The 18,551-nt window shown below is 66.0% G+C and carries 12 protein-coding genes; 4 read left to right on the top strand and 8 right to left on the bottom strand.

The features are described 5' to 3' along the window. Positions 1-61 precede the first annotated feature (61 nt). The 8 genes from CVS48_RS12620 to urtA form a co-directional block, all read right to left on the bottom strand. On the bottom strand, positions 62-1,591 hold the full coding sequence (locus CVS48_RS12620) for a PepSY domain-containing protein (RefSeq protein ID WP_100854752.1): 1,530 nt from the start codon (positions 1,589-1,591) through the stop codon (positions 62-64). 89 nt (positions 1,592-1,680) lie between these two features. Further along, positions 1,681-3,876 (bottom strand): TonB-dependent receptor, encoded by a 2,196-nt coding sequence (locus CVS48_RS12625; RefSeq protein WP_100854753.1) that lies wholly within the window; start codon positions 3,874-3,876, stop codon positions 1,681-1,683. Positions 3,877-4,116: 240 nt separating this feature from the next. Beyond that, positions 4,117-4,554: a DUF2946 domain-containing protein gene (locus tag CVS48_RS12630; RefSeq protein ID WP_100854754.1), complete on the bottom strand. Its 438-nt coding sequence runs from the start codon at positions 4,552-4,554 to the stop codon at positions 4,117-4,119. A 107-nt stretch (positions 4,555-4,661) separates the two neighbouring features. Beyond that, positions 4,662-5,360, bottom strand: coding sequence for an urea ABC transporter ATP-binding subunit UrtE (urtE, locus tag CVS48_RS12635; protein WP_100854755.1), 699 nt, complete (start codon positions 5,358-5,360; stop codon positions 4,662-4,664). A gap of 2 nt (positions 5,361-5,362) precedes the next feature. Continuing rightward, on the bottom strand, positions 5,363-6,202 hold the full coding sequence (urtD, locus tag CVS48_RS12640) for an urea ABC transporter ATP-binding protein UrtD (protein WP_100854756.1): 840 nt from the start codon (positions 6,200-6,202) through the stop codon (positions 5,363-5,365). Further along, a complete protein-coding gene (gene urtC, locus CVS48_RS12645; RefSeq protein ID WP_100854757.1) occupies positions 6,199-7,326 on the bottom strand; it encodes an urea ABC transporter permease subunit UrtC in 1,128 nt (375 codons plus the stop codon). The genes urtD and urtC overlap by 4 nt, the downstream gene beginning before the upstream one ends. Next, positions 7,323-8,954, bottom strand: coding sequence for an urea ABC transporter permease subunit UrtB (urtB, locus tag CVS48_RS12650; RefSeq protein WP_100854758.1), 1,632 nt, complete (start codon positions 8,952-8,954; stop codon positions 7,323-7,325). The genes urtC and urtB overlap by 4 nt, the downstream gene beginning before the upstream one ends. A gap of 11 nt (positions 8,955-8,965) precedes the next feature. After that, positions 8,966-10,219: an urea ABC transporter substrate-binding protein gene (urtA, locus tag CVS48_RS12655; protein WP_100854759.1), complete on the bottom strand. Its 1,254-nt coding sequence runs from the start codon at positions 10,217-10,219 to the stop codon at positions 8,966-8,968. 381 nt (positions 10,220-10,600) lie between these two features. On the opposite strand from urtA, the gene atzF reads away from it, so the two are divergent. From atzF to CVS48_RS12675, 4 genes are all read left to right on the top strand, one after another. After that, positions 10,601-12,466, top strand: a complete 1,866-nt coding sequence (gene atzF / locus CVS48_RS12660; RefSeq protein ID WP_100854760.1) for an allophanate hydrolase — start codon at positions 10,601-10,603, stop codon at positions 12,464-12,466. A gap of 26 nt (positions 12,467-12,492) precedes the next feature. Next, positions 12,493-16,137, top strand: a complete 3,645-nt coding sequence (gene uca, locus CVS48_RS12665; RefSeq protein ID WP_100854761.1) for an urea carboxylase — start codon at positions 12,493-12,495, stop codon at positions 16,135-16,137. Continuing rightward, positions 16,134-16,862, top strand: a complete 729-nt coding sequence (locus CVS48_RS12670) for a GntR family transcriptional regulator (RefSeq protein WP_100854762.1) — start codon at positions 16,134-16,136, stop codon at positions 16,860-16,862. Before uca ends, CVS48_RS12670 begins: the two co-directional genes overlap by 4 nt. A gap of 395 nt (positions 16,863-17,257) precedes the next feature. Beyond that, positions 17,258-18,529 carry an IS256 family transposase gene (locus tag CVS48_RS12675; RefSeq protein ID WP_100857483.1) on the top strand — a complete coding sequence of 424 codons (1,272 nt, stop codon included), beginning with the start codon at positions 17,258-17,260 and terminating at the stop codon, positions 18,527-18,529. The last annotated feature ends 22 nt before the right edge of the window (positions 18,530-18,551 follow it).

Below are 18,551 nucleotides of genomic sequence, written 5' to 3' on the forward strand. Positions count from 1 at the left end.
GCTTCGGGATGAGACTTCAGCCTCATCCATCTGCTTGATACTTCTGCTTCATCCTGCTGCTTCATCCGCCTCGCAGCTTCTTGCCCAGCCGACGCCACCCAATCACAACACCCGTCAGACTCAACGCCGCGCCGCCCACGCTCAGGACGATCAGCAAGACGTCCCATAGAGGTCGGCGTGACAACAGGCCGGTCCAGTCCCAACTGTGCAGAAACGAGAACAGCCAGCGGCTGACCCGGTTGCTGCGGTCTTGGCGGCCCACGATCTGGCTGGTGGCCGGGTCCAGATAGACCCAGGTGGCTTGCGGGTTGTCGTAGATCACGCGCCAGACGGGCAACGGCTTTTCCACATGGCCCAGCATGGCGTGCGCGTCGCGTGCGTAGTAATAGAAGTCGTAGTGGGTCAGCACCTGAACATCACGCACCGTTGCGCCCGGCAGCAGGCGCGTGGCGGCCTCGCGCAAGTCGCTTTCCGCGAACGCGGTGGGTGTGGCGTTGGTGGCCGACAGCACGCGCGGCGTGCCTGCGGTGGTGCGCGCCAGCGCCACGTCCTGGCCGGCCGCGCGGGTCCACACCAATTCGCGGGGGGCGCTGGGCAGGGCGGCGATCAGGTCGCGCGGCGCGGCCAGCGGCGCGTCGGCCGGGGGGCCGGCGTAGGCGCTGTGTGCCAGCGGCGCGGCCGTGCTGGTGAAGAGCTTCCACGGGTTCATCGACATCAGGCCGCTGAAGATCCAGGTAATGGTGATGGCGGCAAACAGCAGGCCGCTGATGTGATGCCATCGCATCATGCGTTCGCGGTAGGGCGAACGGCTGCCCGTGGCGTAGGGGCGCGAAAAGCGCCAGCGCAGGATGCCCACGACCGTGCCCGTCAGCGCCAGCACGACACCGGCCACCGACAGCCACACGACCACGTCGTGCCACCAGCGGTCCAGCGCATTGCCGCGCAGCGGATACAGCCAATGGATCCACGCGCCTGCGTAGTTCCACGCGCGTTCGTTGCGAGTGGCGTCCAGCACCACCGCGCCGGTTGCCGACGAGACGTACAGCCGGGTGCGCGCCGGGTCATCCATGTCGATGCGGTGCAGCGGCCGGTGCACATCCAGCGACCCCGAGTGGGTGTAGACGTCTTCGTCCAGCGTCTCCTGATGGCGCGCGGCGTATTGGCCGCCGAACCACGCCAGCGCTGACGCCTTGGCCACGGCGGCATCAGCGGGCGGGAGCAGGGCGCCGCTGGCGGCATCCACCACCGTGGGCGCCGTGCGCGCGGCGCCAGGCACCAGATAGACCGGCGCGCCGGCACGCGTGGCGGCCAGGCTCAAACCGCTTGTGTCACGGGCGCCCGCCGCCGCCAGCGCCTGGGCGGGCGTAATGGCGATCGCGGCGGCATCCAGCGGCGCCAGGTGCGTCAGCCTTTCCTGCGGCGTCAGCTTGGGGTAGCCCACGTACATCATCACCACGCCGGAAATAAACCACATGGCAAAGAACAGGCACAGCACGATGCCGGCCCAGCGATGGGTCAGGTAGAGCCATCGCTTGAGGCGGGAAGACAGCGGCGGCCCGGCGCGGCGGGTGGGCTTCCCTTCCGGCTTCATTGCGGGCGCCCTTGCGGGCTTACCTGCGGCCGTACTTGCGGCTTGGCGTGTGGACGTGGCGCTCATGGCATTCCCCTTAGGCGCGTTCGTCAGAACCGCATTTGCAAGGTCAGTTCCACCGAACGCGGCGCGCCCAGGTAGTACATCGTGGGGCTACTGTTCGCGGCGTAGACCTTGTCGGTCAGGTTGCGTACGCGGAAGGTGGCGTCCACGTTGCGGTTGATCCGGTGCGACAGCGCCGCGTCAAACACCATGTAGGACGGCGCCCACACCGTGTTGGCCGCGTCCGCATACGCGCGGCCCACGTAGCGCGCCGCGACGCTGGCGTTCCAGTCCGGCACGAAGGCGTAGTCCACCCACACGTTCGCCAGGCGGCGCGGCGTGTTGGTCGGCACCTTGCCGTTGCGCGATACCGATACCCCACCGACCGACTGCGTGAAGTCGTCGTACTTGGGGTCCACAAAGGCCACGTTGCCTTGCAGCGACAGCTTGGAGGTCAGTTGCAAACCGCCCGCCAGCTCCACCCCGCGTGCGGACTGCGCACCCACCGGCACGCTGACGCCGGGGTTGTTGGGGTCAGACGTCGCCAGGTTCTTGCGCTTGATCTCGTAGACCGACACGGTGGCCGCGCCGCGCCCATCCCAGAAGTTGAACTTGCCGCCGACTTCGGCCTGCGTGCCGGTGGTGAGCTTGTCGTTGTTCAGCACGTCGGCGAATGACGCGGTGGCCATCAGGCCCGACGGGGGATCCGCCGCCGTCGCGTACTGCGCGTACAGCGATGCTTCCGGGCTGATCTCCCAGTTCACGCCCAGACGTCCGGTCAAGGGCGAATAGCTGCGCTGCGCGCTGGCGGGTGACGTGGCGGTGACCGCGCGGCGGTTGGTCAGGTCCAGGTCGATGAAGTCTTTGCGCAGCGCCGACACAATCGCCACGCCGGGCAGCACTTGCGTGCGGTTTTCAAGCGTCAGCGCAAAGGTGCGGATGCGGTTCTCGCGGTCGGGTTTGTGGCCGCGCGTCATGCCGGGGATGTCGTAGAAATCGCCCGCCGAAAAATCGTAGGGGTCCACGGCGTCCACGGTGCCGGACAGGCTGGTGGGAAAGCGCGTGACCTTGTTCTGGCTGATGTCGGCGCCGAACGACCAATCGCTGCGCAGGCCCGCGATGGACGAGCGATACAGCCCTTCGACGCGGTTGCCCACCAGACGCTGTTCGTGCCGTTGCAGCAACGCGCCCGAACGTAGCACCAGGCTGTTGTCGGCGTTGAAGCGATAGCTTTCCAGGTTGCGGAAGTCGCGGTCCGCGCGGTAGTGGTACAGCGTGTTCTTCAACGTCAGGTTCGAACCCGCGCGCCATTCGGTCACGGAACGCGCCCACAGCACCGACTGCTCGTACAGGCCGTCGTTGACGTTGTAGTTCTTGAAGCGCGTGCCATCCATGATGTGGCCCGCGCCTTGCACCACGCCGTTGGCGTTGGTCTTCAGCGGCGTGCCCCAGTAGGGGCGGTCGACTTGTTCGCGCTGGAACTCAAAGGCGAAGGTCTGGGTCACGTCGGCGCCCAGGTCCGACAGCAAGGACGCGGCCACCTGGGTGGCGCGGCTATGGTTGCCGTCGACCCAGCCGTGGCTGGAACCGGTGTTGGCGTCAATGCGCAGGTAGTGGCCTTGGCCGCCTGCATCGCCCGCCAATTGCTGGTTCAGGCCGATGGAATATTGGCGGCTGTCGAACGAACCCAGGCGGAACTGGGCGTCATAGAAGGTGTCGCGCTCGGGCAGCTTGGTCACGTAGTTGATGGCGCCGCCCACCGCGCCCGCGCCGAACAGAAAGGTGGCGGGGCCGCCGATGGCCTCGACGCGATCGTAGATCCAGCTATCGATGGGGCGCCCGGCGATGGCGTCGTACTGCACGGAAATGCCGTTGAACAGTTGCGACACCTGGCCGCCTGAAAAGCCGCGATAGCTGACCGCGCCGGCATTGCCCGGGGGCGAGGCGTTGTCCACGCCGGGGATGCCGCGCGCAATTTCCTGCGTGTTCAAGGAACCACGCGCTTCGATCTGCTCGCGCGAGATCACGGTGACGCTGGCCGGCGTTTCGCGCAGCGTCAGGCCCAGGCGGCTGCCGGTATTGTCGTGGGCGTCCAGGTCGATCACGCCATTGGGCGCGGGTGCGGCGTAGCCCGCGCCGTAGACGGTGGTGGGCGCCAGGGTCTTCACGGCGGGTTCGGCGGCCAGGGCCGGGCTGCCGGCGATGGCGCCCAGCAGCAAGGTGTAGAGAGTCGTGTGTTTCATGTCGGAGGTCGGCAAACGAGCAAACGAGCAAACGAGCGAGCGCATCCAGCGCGCCGCTAGCGATAAGCGGGGCGCGACGAGTCGCAAGGGGCTGATGTCGACGGCGCTAAGCCTGGCGGCCGAAACCGCTAGTCGTGCGTGTCAGGGGAAGACGGTGGCGTGGGCGCATGGCGCTGCCGCAAGCAATGACGGAAAACCGACGTGTCGGAAAACCAATGCGGCGAACAACCGAAGCCCAGCTCAGTTTGCGGGCGGTGCGCGCGGCTGTACCGCGCTCCAGGCATGAAGGGAGTTTTCCGCCAGGAAGAACAGCGGCGGGTAGGTGATGGCGCGGCCCACGGGGGCGGGCACCACGGGCACGGGCGCAGGCAGGATGCTCACGTCGGCTTGGGGGTTGCGGCACAGCGGGCAATGATGGTCGCCATGGGCGTCATCGGCCTTGCTGCCGTGCGGGCTATCGTGCAGGTCGTTGTGCGATTCGTTGTGCGGCACTTCCAGCGTCAGGGTGCCGCTGGCGTCCCCTTCGCTGGCGCAGTACTCCACGCTGATGCGATGAATGTGATGGCCGTCGGGCGACAGGCTCAAGGCATGGGCTAGCGACGGCGCCAACGACGCCCACAGGATCGCGGCAAGCGCGATCCACAGGTTGGGGCGGGTCAGGAAAGTAGCGAAGCACATGGAGCGGAATTATATCGGAGCAGTTTTCCGATGCGTGCGCAGTATCAAGGAAATCTTAAGACGCCCGCCCGCGTCTTTTTCCTCATGGTGTTTCCGTTAGCCCTCGGCTATACCGACAAGTGCCGGCGCACGTCCTCGCCATCGATGGTGCTGCGGTCGCCGCTGGCCACCACTTCCCCGCGCGACAGCACGACGAACTGGTCCGCCAGCTCGCGCGCGAAATCGAAGTACTGCTCGCACAGCAGAATGGCGATGTCGCCGCGTTCGCGCAGCATGTGGATCACGCGCGCGATGTCCTTGATGATGGACGGCTGAATGCCTTCGGTGGGTTCGTCCAGGATGATGAGCTTGGGCTCGGCCACCAGCGCGCGCGCAATCGCAAGCTGTTGCTGCTGGCCGCCGGACAAGTCGCCGCCGCGCCGCGACAACATGCTTTTCAGCACGGGAAACAGTTCAAAGACCTCTTCCTTGATGCGGCGCGCGCGCGCGGCGGGCTTGGTCGCCATGCCCATCAGGATGTTCTCTTCCACCGTCAGCCGCGCAAAGATGTCGCGGCCCTGCGGCACATAAGCCATGCCGCGCGCGGCCCGCTGGTGCGGCGCCAGGCGCGTGATGTCGGCGCCGTCGAACGCGATGTTGCCGCTGGCCACGGGCAGCACGCCCATCACGCATTTCAGCAGCGTGGTCTTGCCCACGCCGTTGCGCCCCAGCAGCGCCAGGCATTCGCCCTGGCGCACCGACAGCGACACGCCGCGCAGCGTGTGGCTGCCGCCGTAGTATTGGTTGATCGTGCTTACGTCCAGCATCTTTAGCGCCCCAGGTAGACTTCGATCACGCGCGGGTCGGCCTGCACCTTGCTCATCGGCCCTTCGGCCAGTACCGAGCCTTCGTGCAGTACCGTCACCTTGCCGTCGCCCGCGATCTGGTTGACGAAGTCCATGTCGTGTTCCACCACCATCAACGAATGGCGGCCGCGCAGTTCGTTCAGCAATTCGCCGGTGCGTTCGGTTTCGGCGTCGGTCATGCCGGCAACCGGTTCGTCCAGCAGCAGCAACTGCGGTTCCTGCATCAGCAGCATGCCGATTTCCAGCCACTGCTTCTGGCCGTGCGACAGCAGGCCGGCAGGGCGTTGCACTTCGGGGCGCAGGCGGATCAAGTCCAGCGTTTCGCCGATCTTGTCGGCCTGTTCGCTGGTCAAGCGCGAGAACAGCGTGGGGCGCACGCGCTTGTCCGTCTTCATCGCCAGCTCCAGGTTTTCAAACACGCTGTGCTGTTCAAACACCGTGGGCCGCTGAAACTTGCGGCCGATGCCCGCGTGCGCGATCTGCGCTTCGTTCAAGGTCGTCAGGTCGATGCTCTGGCCAAAGAACGCGGTGCCGGCGGTGGGTCGCGTCTTGCCGGTGATGACGTCCATCATCGTGGTTTTGCCCGCGCCGTTGGGGCCGATGATGCAACGCAGTTCGCCCACGCCGATGTCCAGCGTCAGGTCGTTCAGCGCCTTAAAGCCATCGAAGCTGACGGTAATGCCTTCCAGATACAGGATGGCGCCGTGGCTGGTGTCCAGGCCCTTGGGGCTGACGCGGCCGTAGCCGGCGTCGCCGCTGGGGCCGCCGTCCAGCGTGGCCAGTTCGGTGTGCGTGCTGGTCATGCCTTCTTCTCCTGCAAGCGTGCCGTGATGCGGCGGGCCAGGCCGACGATGCCGGTGGGCAGGAACAGCGTCACCAGCACGAAGATCAGGCCCAGCGCATACAACCAGAATTCGGGCAACACGCTGGTGAACCAGGTCTTCAGGCCATTGACCGCGCCCGCGCCGATGATGGGGCCGATCAACGTGCCGCGCCCGCCCGTGGCCACCCAGATCACCATTTCAATCGAGGTCTCGGTGGACATTTCGCTGGGGTTGATGATGCCCACCTGCGGCACGTACAGAGCGCCCGCGATGCCGCACAGCACGGCCGACAAGGTCCACACGAATAGCTTGAAACCCAAGGGGTCGTAACCGATGAAGCGCAGCCGGCTTTCGGCGTCGCGCACGGCGGTCAGCACGCGGCCCAGCTTGGATTGCGTGACGATGCGCGCCAGGATCAAGGCGCCGGCCAAGGCGGCCAGCGTGATCCAGTACAAGGTGGCGCGCGTGCCCGGCGCGGTGATGTCAAAGCCCAGGATGCGCTTGAAATCGGTAAAGCCGTTGTTGCCGCCAAAGCCCGTGTCGTTGCGGAAGAACAGCAGCATGGCGGCGAACGTCAGCGCCTGCGTGATGATCGAAAAGTACACGCCCTTGATGCGCGAGCGGAAGGCGAAGTAGCCGAACACAAACGCCAGCACGCCCGGCACCAGCACCACCAGCAGCATGGCGTACCAGAAGTGTTCGGTGAAGGACCAGTACCAGGGGTAGCTCTTCCAATCCAGGAACACCATGAAGTCGGGCAGGTTGCTTTGGTAGACGCCGTCGCGGCCGATGGCGCGCATCAGGTACATGCCGTGCGCGTAGCCGCCCAGTGCAAAGAACAGGCCGTGCCCCAGCGACAGGATGCCCGCATAGCCCCACACCAGGTCCAGGGCCAGCGCGGCCATGGCGTAGCACATGAACTTGCCCAGCAGCGCCACGGCGTAGGCCGACACGTGCAGCGCATGGCCCGGCGGAAACACCAGGTTCAGCAGCGGCAGCAGCGCCAGCAGCGCGGCCGCCACGGCCAGGGCTGTCCAGGCGCGGCCCGAAAAAAGCGGGCGACGGGTCAGCAGGGTCAGATCGGTCAGCGCGGTCTGTTTCATTCAACGCTCCGGCCGCGGGGGGCGAACAGGCCTTGCGGCCGTTTTTGGACAAACAGCACAATCAACACCAGGATGGTGATCTTGGCCATGACGGCGCCCGCATAGGGCTCCAGGAATTTGTTCACGCCGCCCAGGCCCATCGCGGCGATGACGGTGCCGGCCAACTGGCCCACGCCGCCCAGCACCACCACCATGAAGGAATCCACGATGTAGCCACGGCCCAGGTCCGGCCCCACGTTGCCCAGCTGCGACAGGGCCACGCCCGCCAGCCCGGCGATGCCGGAGCCCAGGCCAAAGGCCAGCATGTCCACGCGCCCGGTGGGCACGCCCACGCAATCGGCCATGCGTCGGTTCTGCGTAATGGCGCGCACGAACAGGCCCAGCCGCGTGTGGTTCAGCAGCACCCACACCAGGAACACCACGAAGAAGGCAAAGCCGATGATGACGATGCGGTTGTAGGTCAGCACCAGCCCGCCCAGCACGTTGATGCCGCCGGACATCCAGCTGGGGTTGCCCACTTCCACGTTCTGCGCGCCGAACAGCGTGCGCACGCCTTGCATCAGCATCAGGCTGATGCCCCAGGTGGCCAGCAGCGTTTCCAGGGGGCGTCCGTACAGCCAGCGGATCACCGTGCGTTCCAGCGCCATGCCGACCAGCGCCGTCACCACGAACGCCAGCGGCAGCGCGGCCACCACATACCAGTCCAGCCAGCCAGGGAACCAGGCGCGGAACAGCGTCTGCACCACATAGGTCACGTAGGCGCCGATCATCAGCAATTCACCGTGCGCCATGTTGATGACGCCCATCAGGCCGAAGGTAATGGCCAGGCCCAGCGCGGCCAGCAGCAGCACGCTGCCCAGGCTGATGCCATAAAAGAGGTTGCCCGCCCATTCGATGGTGGCCAGATGGCGGTCGATCTGCTTGAGCGCCGCGGCCGCCGCGTCGCGCACGGTCGCATCGGGCTCCGTGTAGACGCCGTCGCGCTGCTGCGTCAGCGAGGCCAGCACGGGGCGGAAGGCGGCGTTGCGTGTTTCGCCCAGTACCTCCACGGCATGCAGACGCTTGGCGGGGTCGGTGCTTTTCAATTCCAGGTTGGCCTGCGCGATCAACAGCGCCTCGCGCACGGCCTCGTTCTTTTCTGTAGCCAATGCTTTTTCAAGCATGGGCAGACGCGCCGGGTCGCCCGTTTGTTGCAGGCGGCGCGCGGCATCCAGGCGTTCGTTTGGCTGGTCCGAGAACAAGCGCGAACCCGCCAGCGCGGCCTGGATGGCGCGGCGCAGGCGGTTGTTGATGCTGACGGTGCCGGAACCCGCAGGCAGATCCACGGCCGCGCCCGTCGTCGGGTCGGTGGCGCGCGTGCTGTCGATGCCGATCAGCACGCGGCCATCGGCCGTTGCATAGAGCTGGTCATTGCCCAGCGCTTGCAAGACCGCGGCCGCGCCCGGGTCAGGGTACTGGCCCAGCGCGGCAATCGCTTGCAGCTTGGCGTCCGTGTCGTCGCCGGTCAGCGGCGCAAGCAGGGCCGGGTCCACGCCCGCCGCCGCCGCGGGCGCGGTCAGCAGTGGCATGGCCAGCAGCCACGCAAGAATGAAACGACGCAAGAAATGGGCGATTGCCGCGATGTGCATGCTAGCTCCGCTTAGAGGCCTTGCTTGCTTTCATTACCCGGGATGTACGGGCTCCAGGGTTGGGCACGGATCGGGCCCTTGCTCTTCCACACCACGTTGAACTGGCCGTCCGCCTTGATTTCACCGATGTAGACCGGCTTGTGCAGGTGGTGGTTGCTCTTGTCCATTTCGATGGTGTAGCCATCCGGCGCGCTGAACTTCTGGCCGCCCATCGCCGCGATCACCTTGTCCACGTCGGTGGTCTTGGCCTGTTCCACGGCCTGCTTCCACATGTGGATGCCGACGTAGGTGGCTTCCATCGGGTCGTTGGTCACGACCGTGTTGGCGTTGGGCAGGTTCTTGGCCTTGGCATAGGCCTTCCACTTCTTGATGAAGTCTTCGTTGACCGGGTTCTTCACCGACTGGAAGTAGTTCCATGCCGCCAGGTGACCGACCAGGGGCTTGGTGTCCACGCCGCGCAGTTCTTCTTCACCCACCGAGAACGCCACGACCGGCACGTCGGTGGCCTTCAGGCCGGCGTTGCCCAGTTCCTTGTAGAAGGGCACGTTCGAATCGCCGTTGATGGTCGAGATGACGGCCGTCTTGCCGCCGGTGGCGAACTTCTTGATGTTGGCGACGATGGTCTGGTAGTCGGAGTGACCAAACGGCGTGTAGACCTCGTCGATGTCGCTGTCCTTCACGCCCTTGGAATGCAGGAAGGCGCGCAGGATCTTGTTGGTGGTGCGCGGGTAGACGTAGTCGGTGCCCAGCAGCACGAAGCGCTTGGCGCCGCCGCCGTCTTCGCTCATCAGGTATTCCACGGCCGGGATCGCTTGCTGGTTGGGCGCGGCGCCGGTGTAGAACACGTTCTTCTCAAGCTCTTCGCCTTCGTATTGCACGGGGTAGAAGAGCAGGCCGTTCAGTTCCTTGAAGACCGGCAGCACCGACTTGCGCGACACCGAGGTCCAGCAGCCGAACACCACCGCCACCTTGTCTTGCGACAGCAGCTGGCGCGACTTCTCGGCAAACAGCGGCCAGTTCGACGCGGGGTCCACCACCACGGCTTCCAGCTTCTTGCCCATCACGCCGCCGTTGGCGTTGATTTCGTCGATGGTCATCAGCGCAACGTCTTTCAGCGACGTTTCCGAGATGGCCATGGTGCCCGACAAGGAATGCAGGATGCCGACCTTGATGGTGTCTTCGGCGGCGAATACCTGCGGCATCCAGCCGGACATGGCCAACAGGCTCACGGCGGTCAGTTGCTTAAGGGCTAGTCTGCGTTTCATGGTGACTCCTGATTGGTATGTGCCGGGTTGGCCGGCAGGAACGATCTCTGAAAACAGTCGACAACAAGGACTTCAAGGACATCAAAGCAAAAGGCATGCCAAGTGCCGAAGGCCGGGCGGGCCGCTGTATGAAGAGGGGGTGTTTACGCGAATACGGCTGGGTCTTGCGCGCGTGGCGTGGTCGGATCAAAACCGTGCGCCATGCACAAAACAGGTGCGCATCCTGCCCGCTTGCGGTGCGGGCGTAGCGGCCGGTAAGCCGCGTGCCATGCGTGTTTGACGGCATCGGCGCACGGCGCCATAGGGAAGGCCGACCAGCCGCCAAACATGGCACGCAGATTGCTTGGGAATCCGTACTTGTATACAAGAAAGGATTCCAGCATGAACGCCGCAGCAACGCAGACGAGCCCCATCGGTTGGACCATCGCGCAATGGCAAGCCGCCTATCGCGAAGGCGGGGCCCAGCCCGAAACGCTTTTGGCGGACTACGCCGCGCCGCAAGACGGGCCCGTGGACAACGCCTGGATACAGCGGGTGGACCGCGTCACGCTGGATGAACAGTTGGACGGGCTGCGGCTGATGCTGGCCGCCGCCGGCGGCGACCTGGCGCGCCTGCCGCTGTATGGCGTGCCCTTCGCCATCAAGGACAACATCGACGCGGCCGGCTGGCCCACCACCGCCGCCTGCCCCGAATTTGCCTACACGCCGGGCGAGGATGCGACCGTGGTGCAGCGCCTGCGCGCGGCGGGCGCCATCCTGATCGGCAAGACCAATCTGGACCAGTTCGCCACCGGCCTGGTGGGCACGCGCTCGCCGCATGGCGCGGTGGCCAACACCTTCAACGCCGACTACGTCAGCGGCGGCTCAAGCTCCGGTTCCGCGTCGGTGGTGGCGCGTGGCATCGCGGCGTTTTCCTTGGGCACCGATACGGCGGGCTCGGGCCGCGTGCCGGCGGGCTTCAACAACATCGTGGGTCTGAAGCCGACCAAGGGCTGGCTCAGCACGGCAGGCGTGGTGCCGGCGTGCCGCACGCTGGATTGCGTGTCGATCTTTGCGCTGACCGTGGCCGATGCCGAACTGGTGGCCGAGGTGGCGGGCGGCTTTGACGAACGCGATCCCTATTCGCGCAAGATGCCTGCCGGCGCCTCGCTGCCCTGGCCGCGCGCGCCCAAGCTGGCCATCCCCGCCACGCTGGAATTCTTCGGCGACGCGCAGGCGGCCACGGTGTTCGACGACGCCGTGCGCGCCTTGAAGGCCACCGGCGCCGAGGTGGAAACGATAGACTTCGCGCCCTTCAATGAACTGGCCGCGCTGCTGTATCAAGGGCCGTGGGTGGCCGAACGGTTCGCGGCGGTGGAAGACCTGTGGAAGCAGACGCCGGACGTCATCAACCCCGTCGTGCGCGGCATCGTCGAGCAAGCCGCGAACTACAGCGCGCTGGATGCCTTCAAGGCAGAATACCGCCGCGCCGATCTGACGCGGCGCATCCATCAGGCGCTGGCGGGCTTTGATGCGCTGGTGGTGCCCACCTCACCGTCCATCTACACCATCGCGCAGCTTCAAGCCGACCCGGTCACGCTGAATTCGCGGCTGGGTGTCTATACCAACTTTGCCAACCTGGCCGACTTGTCGGCGCTGGCGGTGCCGGCCGGCATGCGCGCCGACGGCCTGCCGTCGGGCATCACGCTGATCGGCCTGGCCTGGCAGGACCGCGCGCTGGCGCAGTTCGGCCGCCTGTGGCAAGCGCAGCGTGGCCTGCCGCTGGGCGCCACGGGCGCGCCGCTGCCGGCCGGCATGGACGTGGCGACCCCGCCCGCCGACACCGTGCGCGTGGCGGTGGTGGGCGCGCACCTGACCGGCATGCCGCTGAACCATCAACTGACATCGCGCAATGCGGTGCTGGTGGAAAAGACCCGCACGGCGGGCGACTACCGCCTGTATGCCTTGGCCAACACCACGCCGCCCAAGCCGGGGCTGGTGAAGTCCGAGTCCGGCGCGCCGATTGAAGTGGAACTGTGGGATGTGCCGGTGACGGCGTTCGGCGCCTTCGTGGCCGAGATTCCCGCGCCCTTGGGCATCGGCACGCTGGAGCTGGAAGACGGCCGCCTGGTCAAGGGCTTCATCTGCGAACCGCGCGGCCTGGATGGCGCGCGCGACATCACCACCTTTGGCGGCTGGCGCGCTTATCTGGCGAGTCTTAGTGCTACCCCCAGTGCTGCCGCCGGCGCCAACGCCACCCCCCGCTAACCCCGCAAGCCACTGGGAGCCGAACCGTGTTCGATACCGTTCTGATTGCCAACCGCGGCGAGATCGCCGTCCGCGCCATCCGCACCCTGAAGCGGCTGGGCATCCGCAGTGTGGCCGTGTATTCCGACCCCGACCGCAACGCCGCGCACGTGCGCGAGGCCGATGTGGCCGTGGCCTTGGGCGGAGAAAAAGCCGTCGACAGCTACTTGCGCATGGACCTGCTGCTGGCGGCCGCGCGCGAGCACGGCGCACAAGCCATCTACCCCGGCTATGGGTTCCTGTCCGAAAGCGCGGAATTCGCCGAAGCCTGCGAAGCGGCGGGCATTGCGTTCGTGGGCCCCACGCCCTTGCAGATCCGCGAGTTCGGGCTGAAGCACCGTTCCCGCGAACTGGCGGCCGAAGCGGGCGTGCCGATGACGCCGGGCACGGGGCTCTTGGCCAGCCTGGGTGAAGCGCTGTTGCACGCGGAACGCATCGGCTACCCGGTCATGCTCAAGAGCACGGCGGGCGGCGGCGGCATCGGCTTGTCGCGCTGCGAGAACGAAGCGGAACTGACCGTGGCGTTCGACAGCGTGCAACGCATGGGCGAACACTTCTTCCGTGATGGCGGTGCGTTCATCGAACGCTATGTGGACAACGCGCGCCACGTGGAAGTGCAGATCTTCGGCGATGGCGCGGGCCGCGTGCTGGCGCTGGGCGAACGCGATTGCTCGGTGCAGCGGCGCAATCAGAAAGTGATCGAGGAAACGCCCGCGCCGCTGCTGCCGGCCGCGACACGCGCGGCCTTGCTGGCGGCGGCCGTGCAGTTGGGCGAGTCGGTGAACTACCGTTCCGCCGGCACCGTTGAATTCATCTACGACCCGGCCCGCGACAGCTTTTATTTTCTGGAGGTCAACACGCGCTTGCAGGTCGAGCATCCGGTGACGGAGGCCGTTACGGGCCTGGACCTGGTGGAATGCATGCTGCGCGTGGCCGCGGGCGAAGCGCTGGATATCGCCGCGATGTCGCGCGCGCCGCAGGGTGCATCCATCGAAGTGCGCCTGTACGCTGAAGACCCGCTGCGCCAGTTCCAGCCGTCGCCGGGCGTGCTGACCGAGGTGTCCTTCCCTGAAGGCGTGCGGGTGGATGGCTGGGTGGCGACCGGCACCGACGTGCCGGCGTTCTACGACCCCATGCTGGCCAAGCTGATCGTGCACGCGGACACGCGCGATGCGGCCTTGGACAAGCTGGCGGACGCCTTGGCGCGCACGCGGCTGCACGGCATTGCCACCAACCTGGATTACCTGCGCCAGATCGTTGCCGACGCACGCTTCCGCGCCGGCAAGCTGTCCACGCGCTTCCTGGAAAGCTTCACGTATCGGCCCGCCGCCATTGAAGTGCTGGAGGCCGGCACCTATACCAGCGTGCAGGATTATCCTGGCCGCACCGGCTACTGGGACATCGGCGTGCCGCCCTCGGGCCCGATGGACGACTATGCCTTCCGTTTGGCCAACCGCATCGTCGGCAATGCGCCGGACGCGGCCGGCATCGAGGCCACGCTGATCGGGCCGACCTTGCGCTTTCACGGCGACGCCATCGTGGCGCTGACCGGCGCCGAATGCGCCGCCACGCTGGACGGCGAACCCGTGCCGATGTGGCAGCCGATTGCCGTGCGTTCGGGTCAGGTGCTGGCCACCGGCCGCGCGCTGTCGGGCTGCCGCAGCTACCTGGCCGTGCGCAACGGGCTGGACGTGCCGGTTTACCTGGGCAGCCGCTCGACCTTTGCGCTGGGCCAATTCGGCGGACACGCCGGCCGCACGCTGCGCGTGGGCGACATGCTGCCCTTGGTGCGGCCCGAGCTGGGCGAGGCGGGTGCTGCCGTGCCCGTGGCAGAGCCGATGCCCGCACCGGCCGAGCTGATTCCCACCTACGGCAACACCTGGGAAATCGGTGTGCTGTACGGCCCGCACGGCGCGCCGGACTTCTTCCAGCCCGAAGCCATCGACACCTTCTTCGCGGCGGATTGGGAAGTGCATTACAACTCGAACCGCCTGGGCGTGCGCCTGATCGGCCCCAAGCCCACCTGGGCGCGCGAGAACGGCGGTGAGGCGGGCCTGCACCCGTCCAATATCCACGATTGCGAATACGCCATCGGCAGCATCAATTTCACGGGCGACAGCCCCGTCATCCTGACGCGCGACGGCCCCAGCCTGGGCGGCTTTGTGTGCCCCGTCACCATCGCGCGCGCCGAACTGTGGAAGGTGGGCCAGGTGAAGCCGGGCGACCGCATCCGCTTCGTGCGCATGGACTATCCGCAAGCCGTGGCGCTGGAAGCCGCGCAAGACCAAAGCGTGGCGGCGCTGTCGGCGGTAGCGCCTACGGCAACGGCGCCATCGCCCGTGCCCGCCACGGTGTCCGAAACCATCGTCGCCGCCTTGCCGGCCGAGGGCTCGCGCCCGTCGGTGTCGTACCGCCAGGCGGGCGACGGCTACCTGCTGCTGGAATACGGCGACAACGTGCTGGACCTGGCGCTGCGCATGCGCATTCACTTGCTGATGGAGGCGTTGAACGCCGACCCGATCGCGGGCGTGCAGGAATTGTCGCCGGGCGTGCGCTCGTTGCAGATCCGCTATGACAGCCGCCAGATTCTGCAAGGCGCGTTGATCGAACGCTTGTTGAAGATCGAGGCCGGCCTGGCCGACGTGGCCACGCTGAAGGTGCCCACGCGCGTGGTCTACCTGCCCATGGCCTTCGAGGATTCGGCCACGCTGGGCGCGGTGCAGCGCTATCAGGAAACCGTGCGCGCCAACGCGCCCTGGCTGCCGAACAATGTGGACTTCATCCAGCGTATCAACGGGCTGGCCAGCCGCAACGACGTGCGCGACATTGTGTTCGACGCCAGCTATCTGATCATGGGCTTGGGCGACGTGTATCTGGGCGCGCCTTGCGCGGTGCCGATCGATCCGCGCCATCGCCTGCTGACGTCCAAGTACAACCCGGCGCGCACGTTCACGGCGGAAGGCACGGTGGGCATCGGCGGCGTGTACATGTGCATCTACGGCATGGATTCGCCGGGCGGGTATCAGTTGGTCGGCCGCACCTTGCCCATCTGGAACAAGTTCTTGAAGAATCCGGTGTTCCAGGATGGCAAGCCGTGGCTGTTGCGCTTCTTTGATCAGGTGCGCTTCTACCCGGTTACCGAGGCCGAGCTGGACGTGCTGCGCGAAGACTTCCGCGAAGGGCGCGCGACGGTGCGCATTGAAGAAGAAGTGTTTGACTTCGCCGCGCACCAGCGCTTCCTGGCCGAGCAGGCGGACAGCATTGCCGTGTTCCAGACGCGCCAGAAAAGCGCCTTCGACGCCGAAGTGGCGTTGTGGAAGAGCGAAGACGTGGCGGTGGAGCAAGAGGCGCCGGCTCAAGAGGCCGAGGCCGATACGGCGCTGCGCGAGGGCGAACGCCTGGTCAGCGCGGATATGTGCGGCAACATCTGGAAGATTCCGGTCCAGGTGGGGCAGAGCGTATCGGCGGGCGACACGCTGGTGGTGGTCGAGGCCATGAAGATGGAGCTGTCGGTGATTGCGCCCGCGTCGGGCACGGTCACGGCGATTCGCTGTGTGCCGGGCAAGCCGGTGAACGCGGGCGACCCCTTGGTGGTGCTGGCGGAAGACGCCACCTGCACCGTGGCGGGATGATGCGCCTGGAATCCGTCCAGGTCAGCCCGGCGATCCGACAGGCGCCGGCGCTGGCCGGGTCACTGGCTGACCAGGCGTATCAGCGCATCAAGGACGATTTGTTCGATTTCCGGATGCTGCCGGGTGAACGCTTTACCGAGGCGGATCTGGTGGCGCGGCTGGGTGTCAGCCGCACACCGGTGCGGCTGGGCCTGGCCCGCCTGGAGCGCGAGGGCTTCGTGCTGGCCAGCCCACGCAGCGGCTGGCAGGTGCGGCCTTTTGATTTTGAACGCTTCGAAGCGCTATACGACGTGCGGGTGGTGCTGGAACAGGCGGCGGTGGACAAGCTGTGCACGCGCGAGCAGATGGACGAATCCGGCATTCTGGGTGCGCTGAAGGACGTGTGGCTGGTGCCTCCGCCTCAGCGGATTCTGGACGGGCGGCTGGTGGCGCAGTTGGATGAGGCGTTCCATTGTTCATTGGTGGCGGCGGCCGGGAATCCGGAGATGGCGCAGATACACCGGGACGTGACGGAGAAGATTCGTATTGTGCGACGGCTGGATTTCACGAAGGATTTCCGGGTGGATGCGACGTATGACGAGCATGCAGCGATTTTGCGGGCCGTGCTGGCACGGCGCGGGGATGAGGCGGCAAGGATGCTGAAGTCGCATATTGAGATGAGCAAGGCGGAAGTAAGGAAGATCACGCTGCATATGCTGCATGAGGCAAGGGAAGGGGGGCGGTGAGGGGGGATGCATCCATCCCGATGCGCGGTTGCTTGATGGGTTGCGCGCGATTGGCGGTGGAGTCCTTGCGGAGATGATTTCGCGCTTCACCCATCCTACGGGGCGGCGGTTTGATGGGTTACGCGCGATGGGGGGTGGGGATTTTGCGGCGGGGTTTTCGCGCTTCACCCATCCTACGATGCGGTGCCGGGAATGTAGGATGGGTGAAGCGCGGGAATGTCTTTTGAAAAACACTGGTGTTGATCGCGCGTAACCCATCGGACGGTGCTCGCGAAGAAACCCATCGGGCGGGGGTGTCCGCGGCGTCATCCATCGGCGGGGCTCGCGCCGTAACGGGATGGACCTATCCGTGATTTTGTGTGCGAGGCATATCATGAGGACTAAAGACCATGGATATGCCGATGAAGAAGAGACGCACAGCAGCTGCTCAGGCAGCGGCCCGCGGGCCGCTGCCTGAAGTGCCGGCCGAGTTGCTGGATCATCTGGTCAAGGGACCGATGACGCCCAGCGAGGTTCAAGACCTGTTCCTGTCGTTCCAGAAGGCCGTGATCGAGCGGACGATGGCCGCAGAGATGAATTTGCATCTGGGATATCGGCCAGGCGAGGACAAGCCCGAAGGCCAGGCCAACGAGCGCAACGGCGCCAGTGGCAAGACGGTGCTGACCGAGCATGGCCCGGTGCGCGTGGAACTGCCGCGCGACCGGGACGGCTCCTTCGCGCCGATCCTGATCCCCAAGCACGAGCGGCGCTTCACCGGGTTCGATGACCGGATCATTGCCATGTACGCCCGGGGCATGAGCGTGCGCGAGATCCAGGCGTTCCTGGCCGAGAGCTACGGCACCGAGGTCTCGCCTGACTTCATCAGCTCGGTCACCGACGAGGTCATGACCGAAACCATCGCCTGGCAGAACCGGCCACTGGAGGCGATGTACCCGGTGGTGTTCTTCGATGCGTTGCGGGTCAAGATCCGTGACGACGGCGGGGTCAGCAACAAGGCGGTGTATCTGGCGCTGGGCGTGCAGGCCGACGGCCAGCGCGACGTGCTGGGCCTATGGGTTGAGCAGACCGAAGGGGCCAAGTTCTGGCTCAAGGTCTTCAATGACCTGAAGACCCGTGGCTGCCAGGACATCCTGATCGCGGTCGTCGACGGCCTGAAGGGCCTGGCCGATGCTATTGGCGCAGCCTTCCCGCGCACGACGGTACAGACCTGCATCGTGCATCTGATCCGCAACAGCCTGGATTACGCGGGATGGAAAGACCGCAAGGCAGTGGCCGCTGCCCTGCGTCCGATCTACGCTGCCGCCAGCGAACAAGCGGCCGAGCAGGCGCTGCAAACGTTCGCCGATGGACCCTGGGGGATCAAGTACCCAACGATCGTCCAGGCCTGGCAGCGGGCCTGGGAGAACGTCACGCCGTTCTTCGTCTTTCCGCCAGACATCAGACGCGTGATTTACACCACAAACGCCATTGAAAGTTTGAACATGCAGTTGCGCAAGATCATCAAGACGCGGGGGCACTTCCCCAACGATGAGGCCGCCATCAAGCTCCTATGGCTGGCGCTACGCAATGTGCTGGCCAAGTCCGTCAGGGCGACCTTCGACTGGAAAGCCGCCATGAACCAGTTTGCTATCCTGTTCGGTGAACGGTTTACTGCGGTGCGGGGATAACAACTTTTAAAACGCCTCGCCC

Origin of the sequence: Achromobacter spanius (assembly GCF_002812705.1) — a bacterium.
GTDB lineage: Bacteria > Pseudomonadota > Gammaproteobacteria > Burkholderiales > Burkholderiaceae_B > Achromobacter > Achromobacter spanius.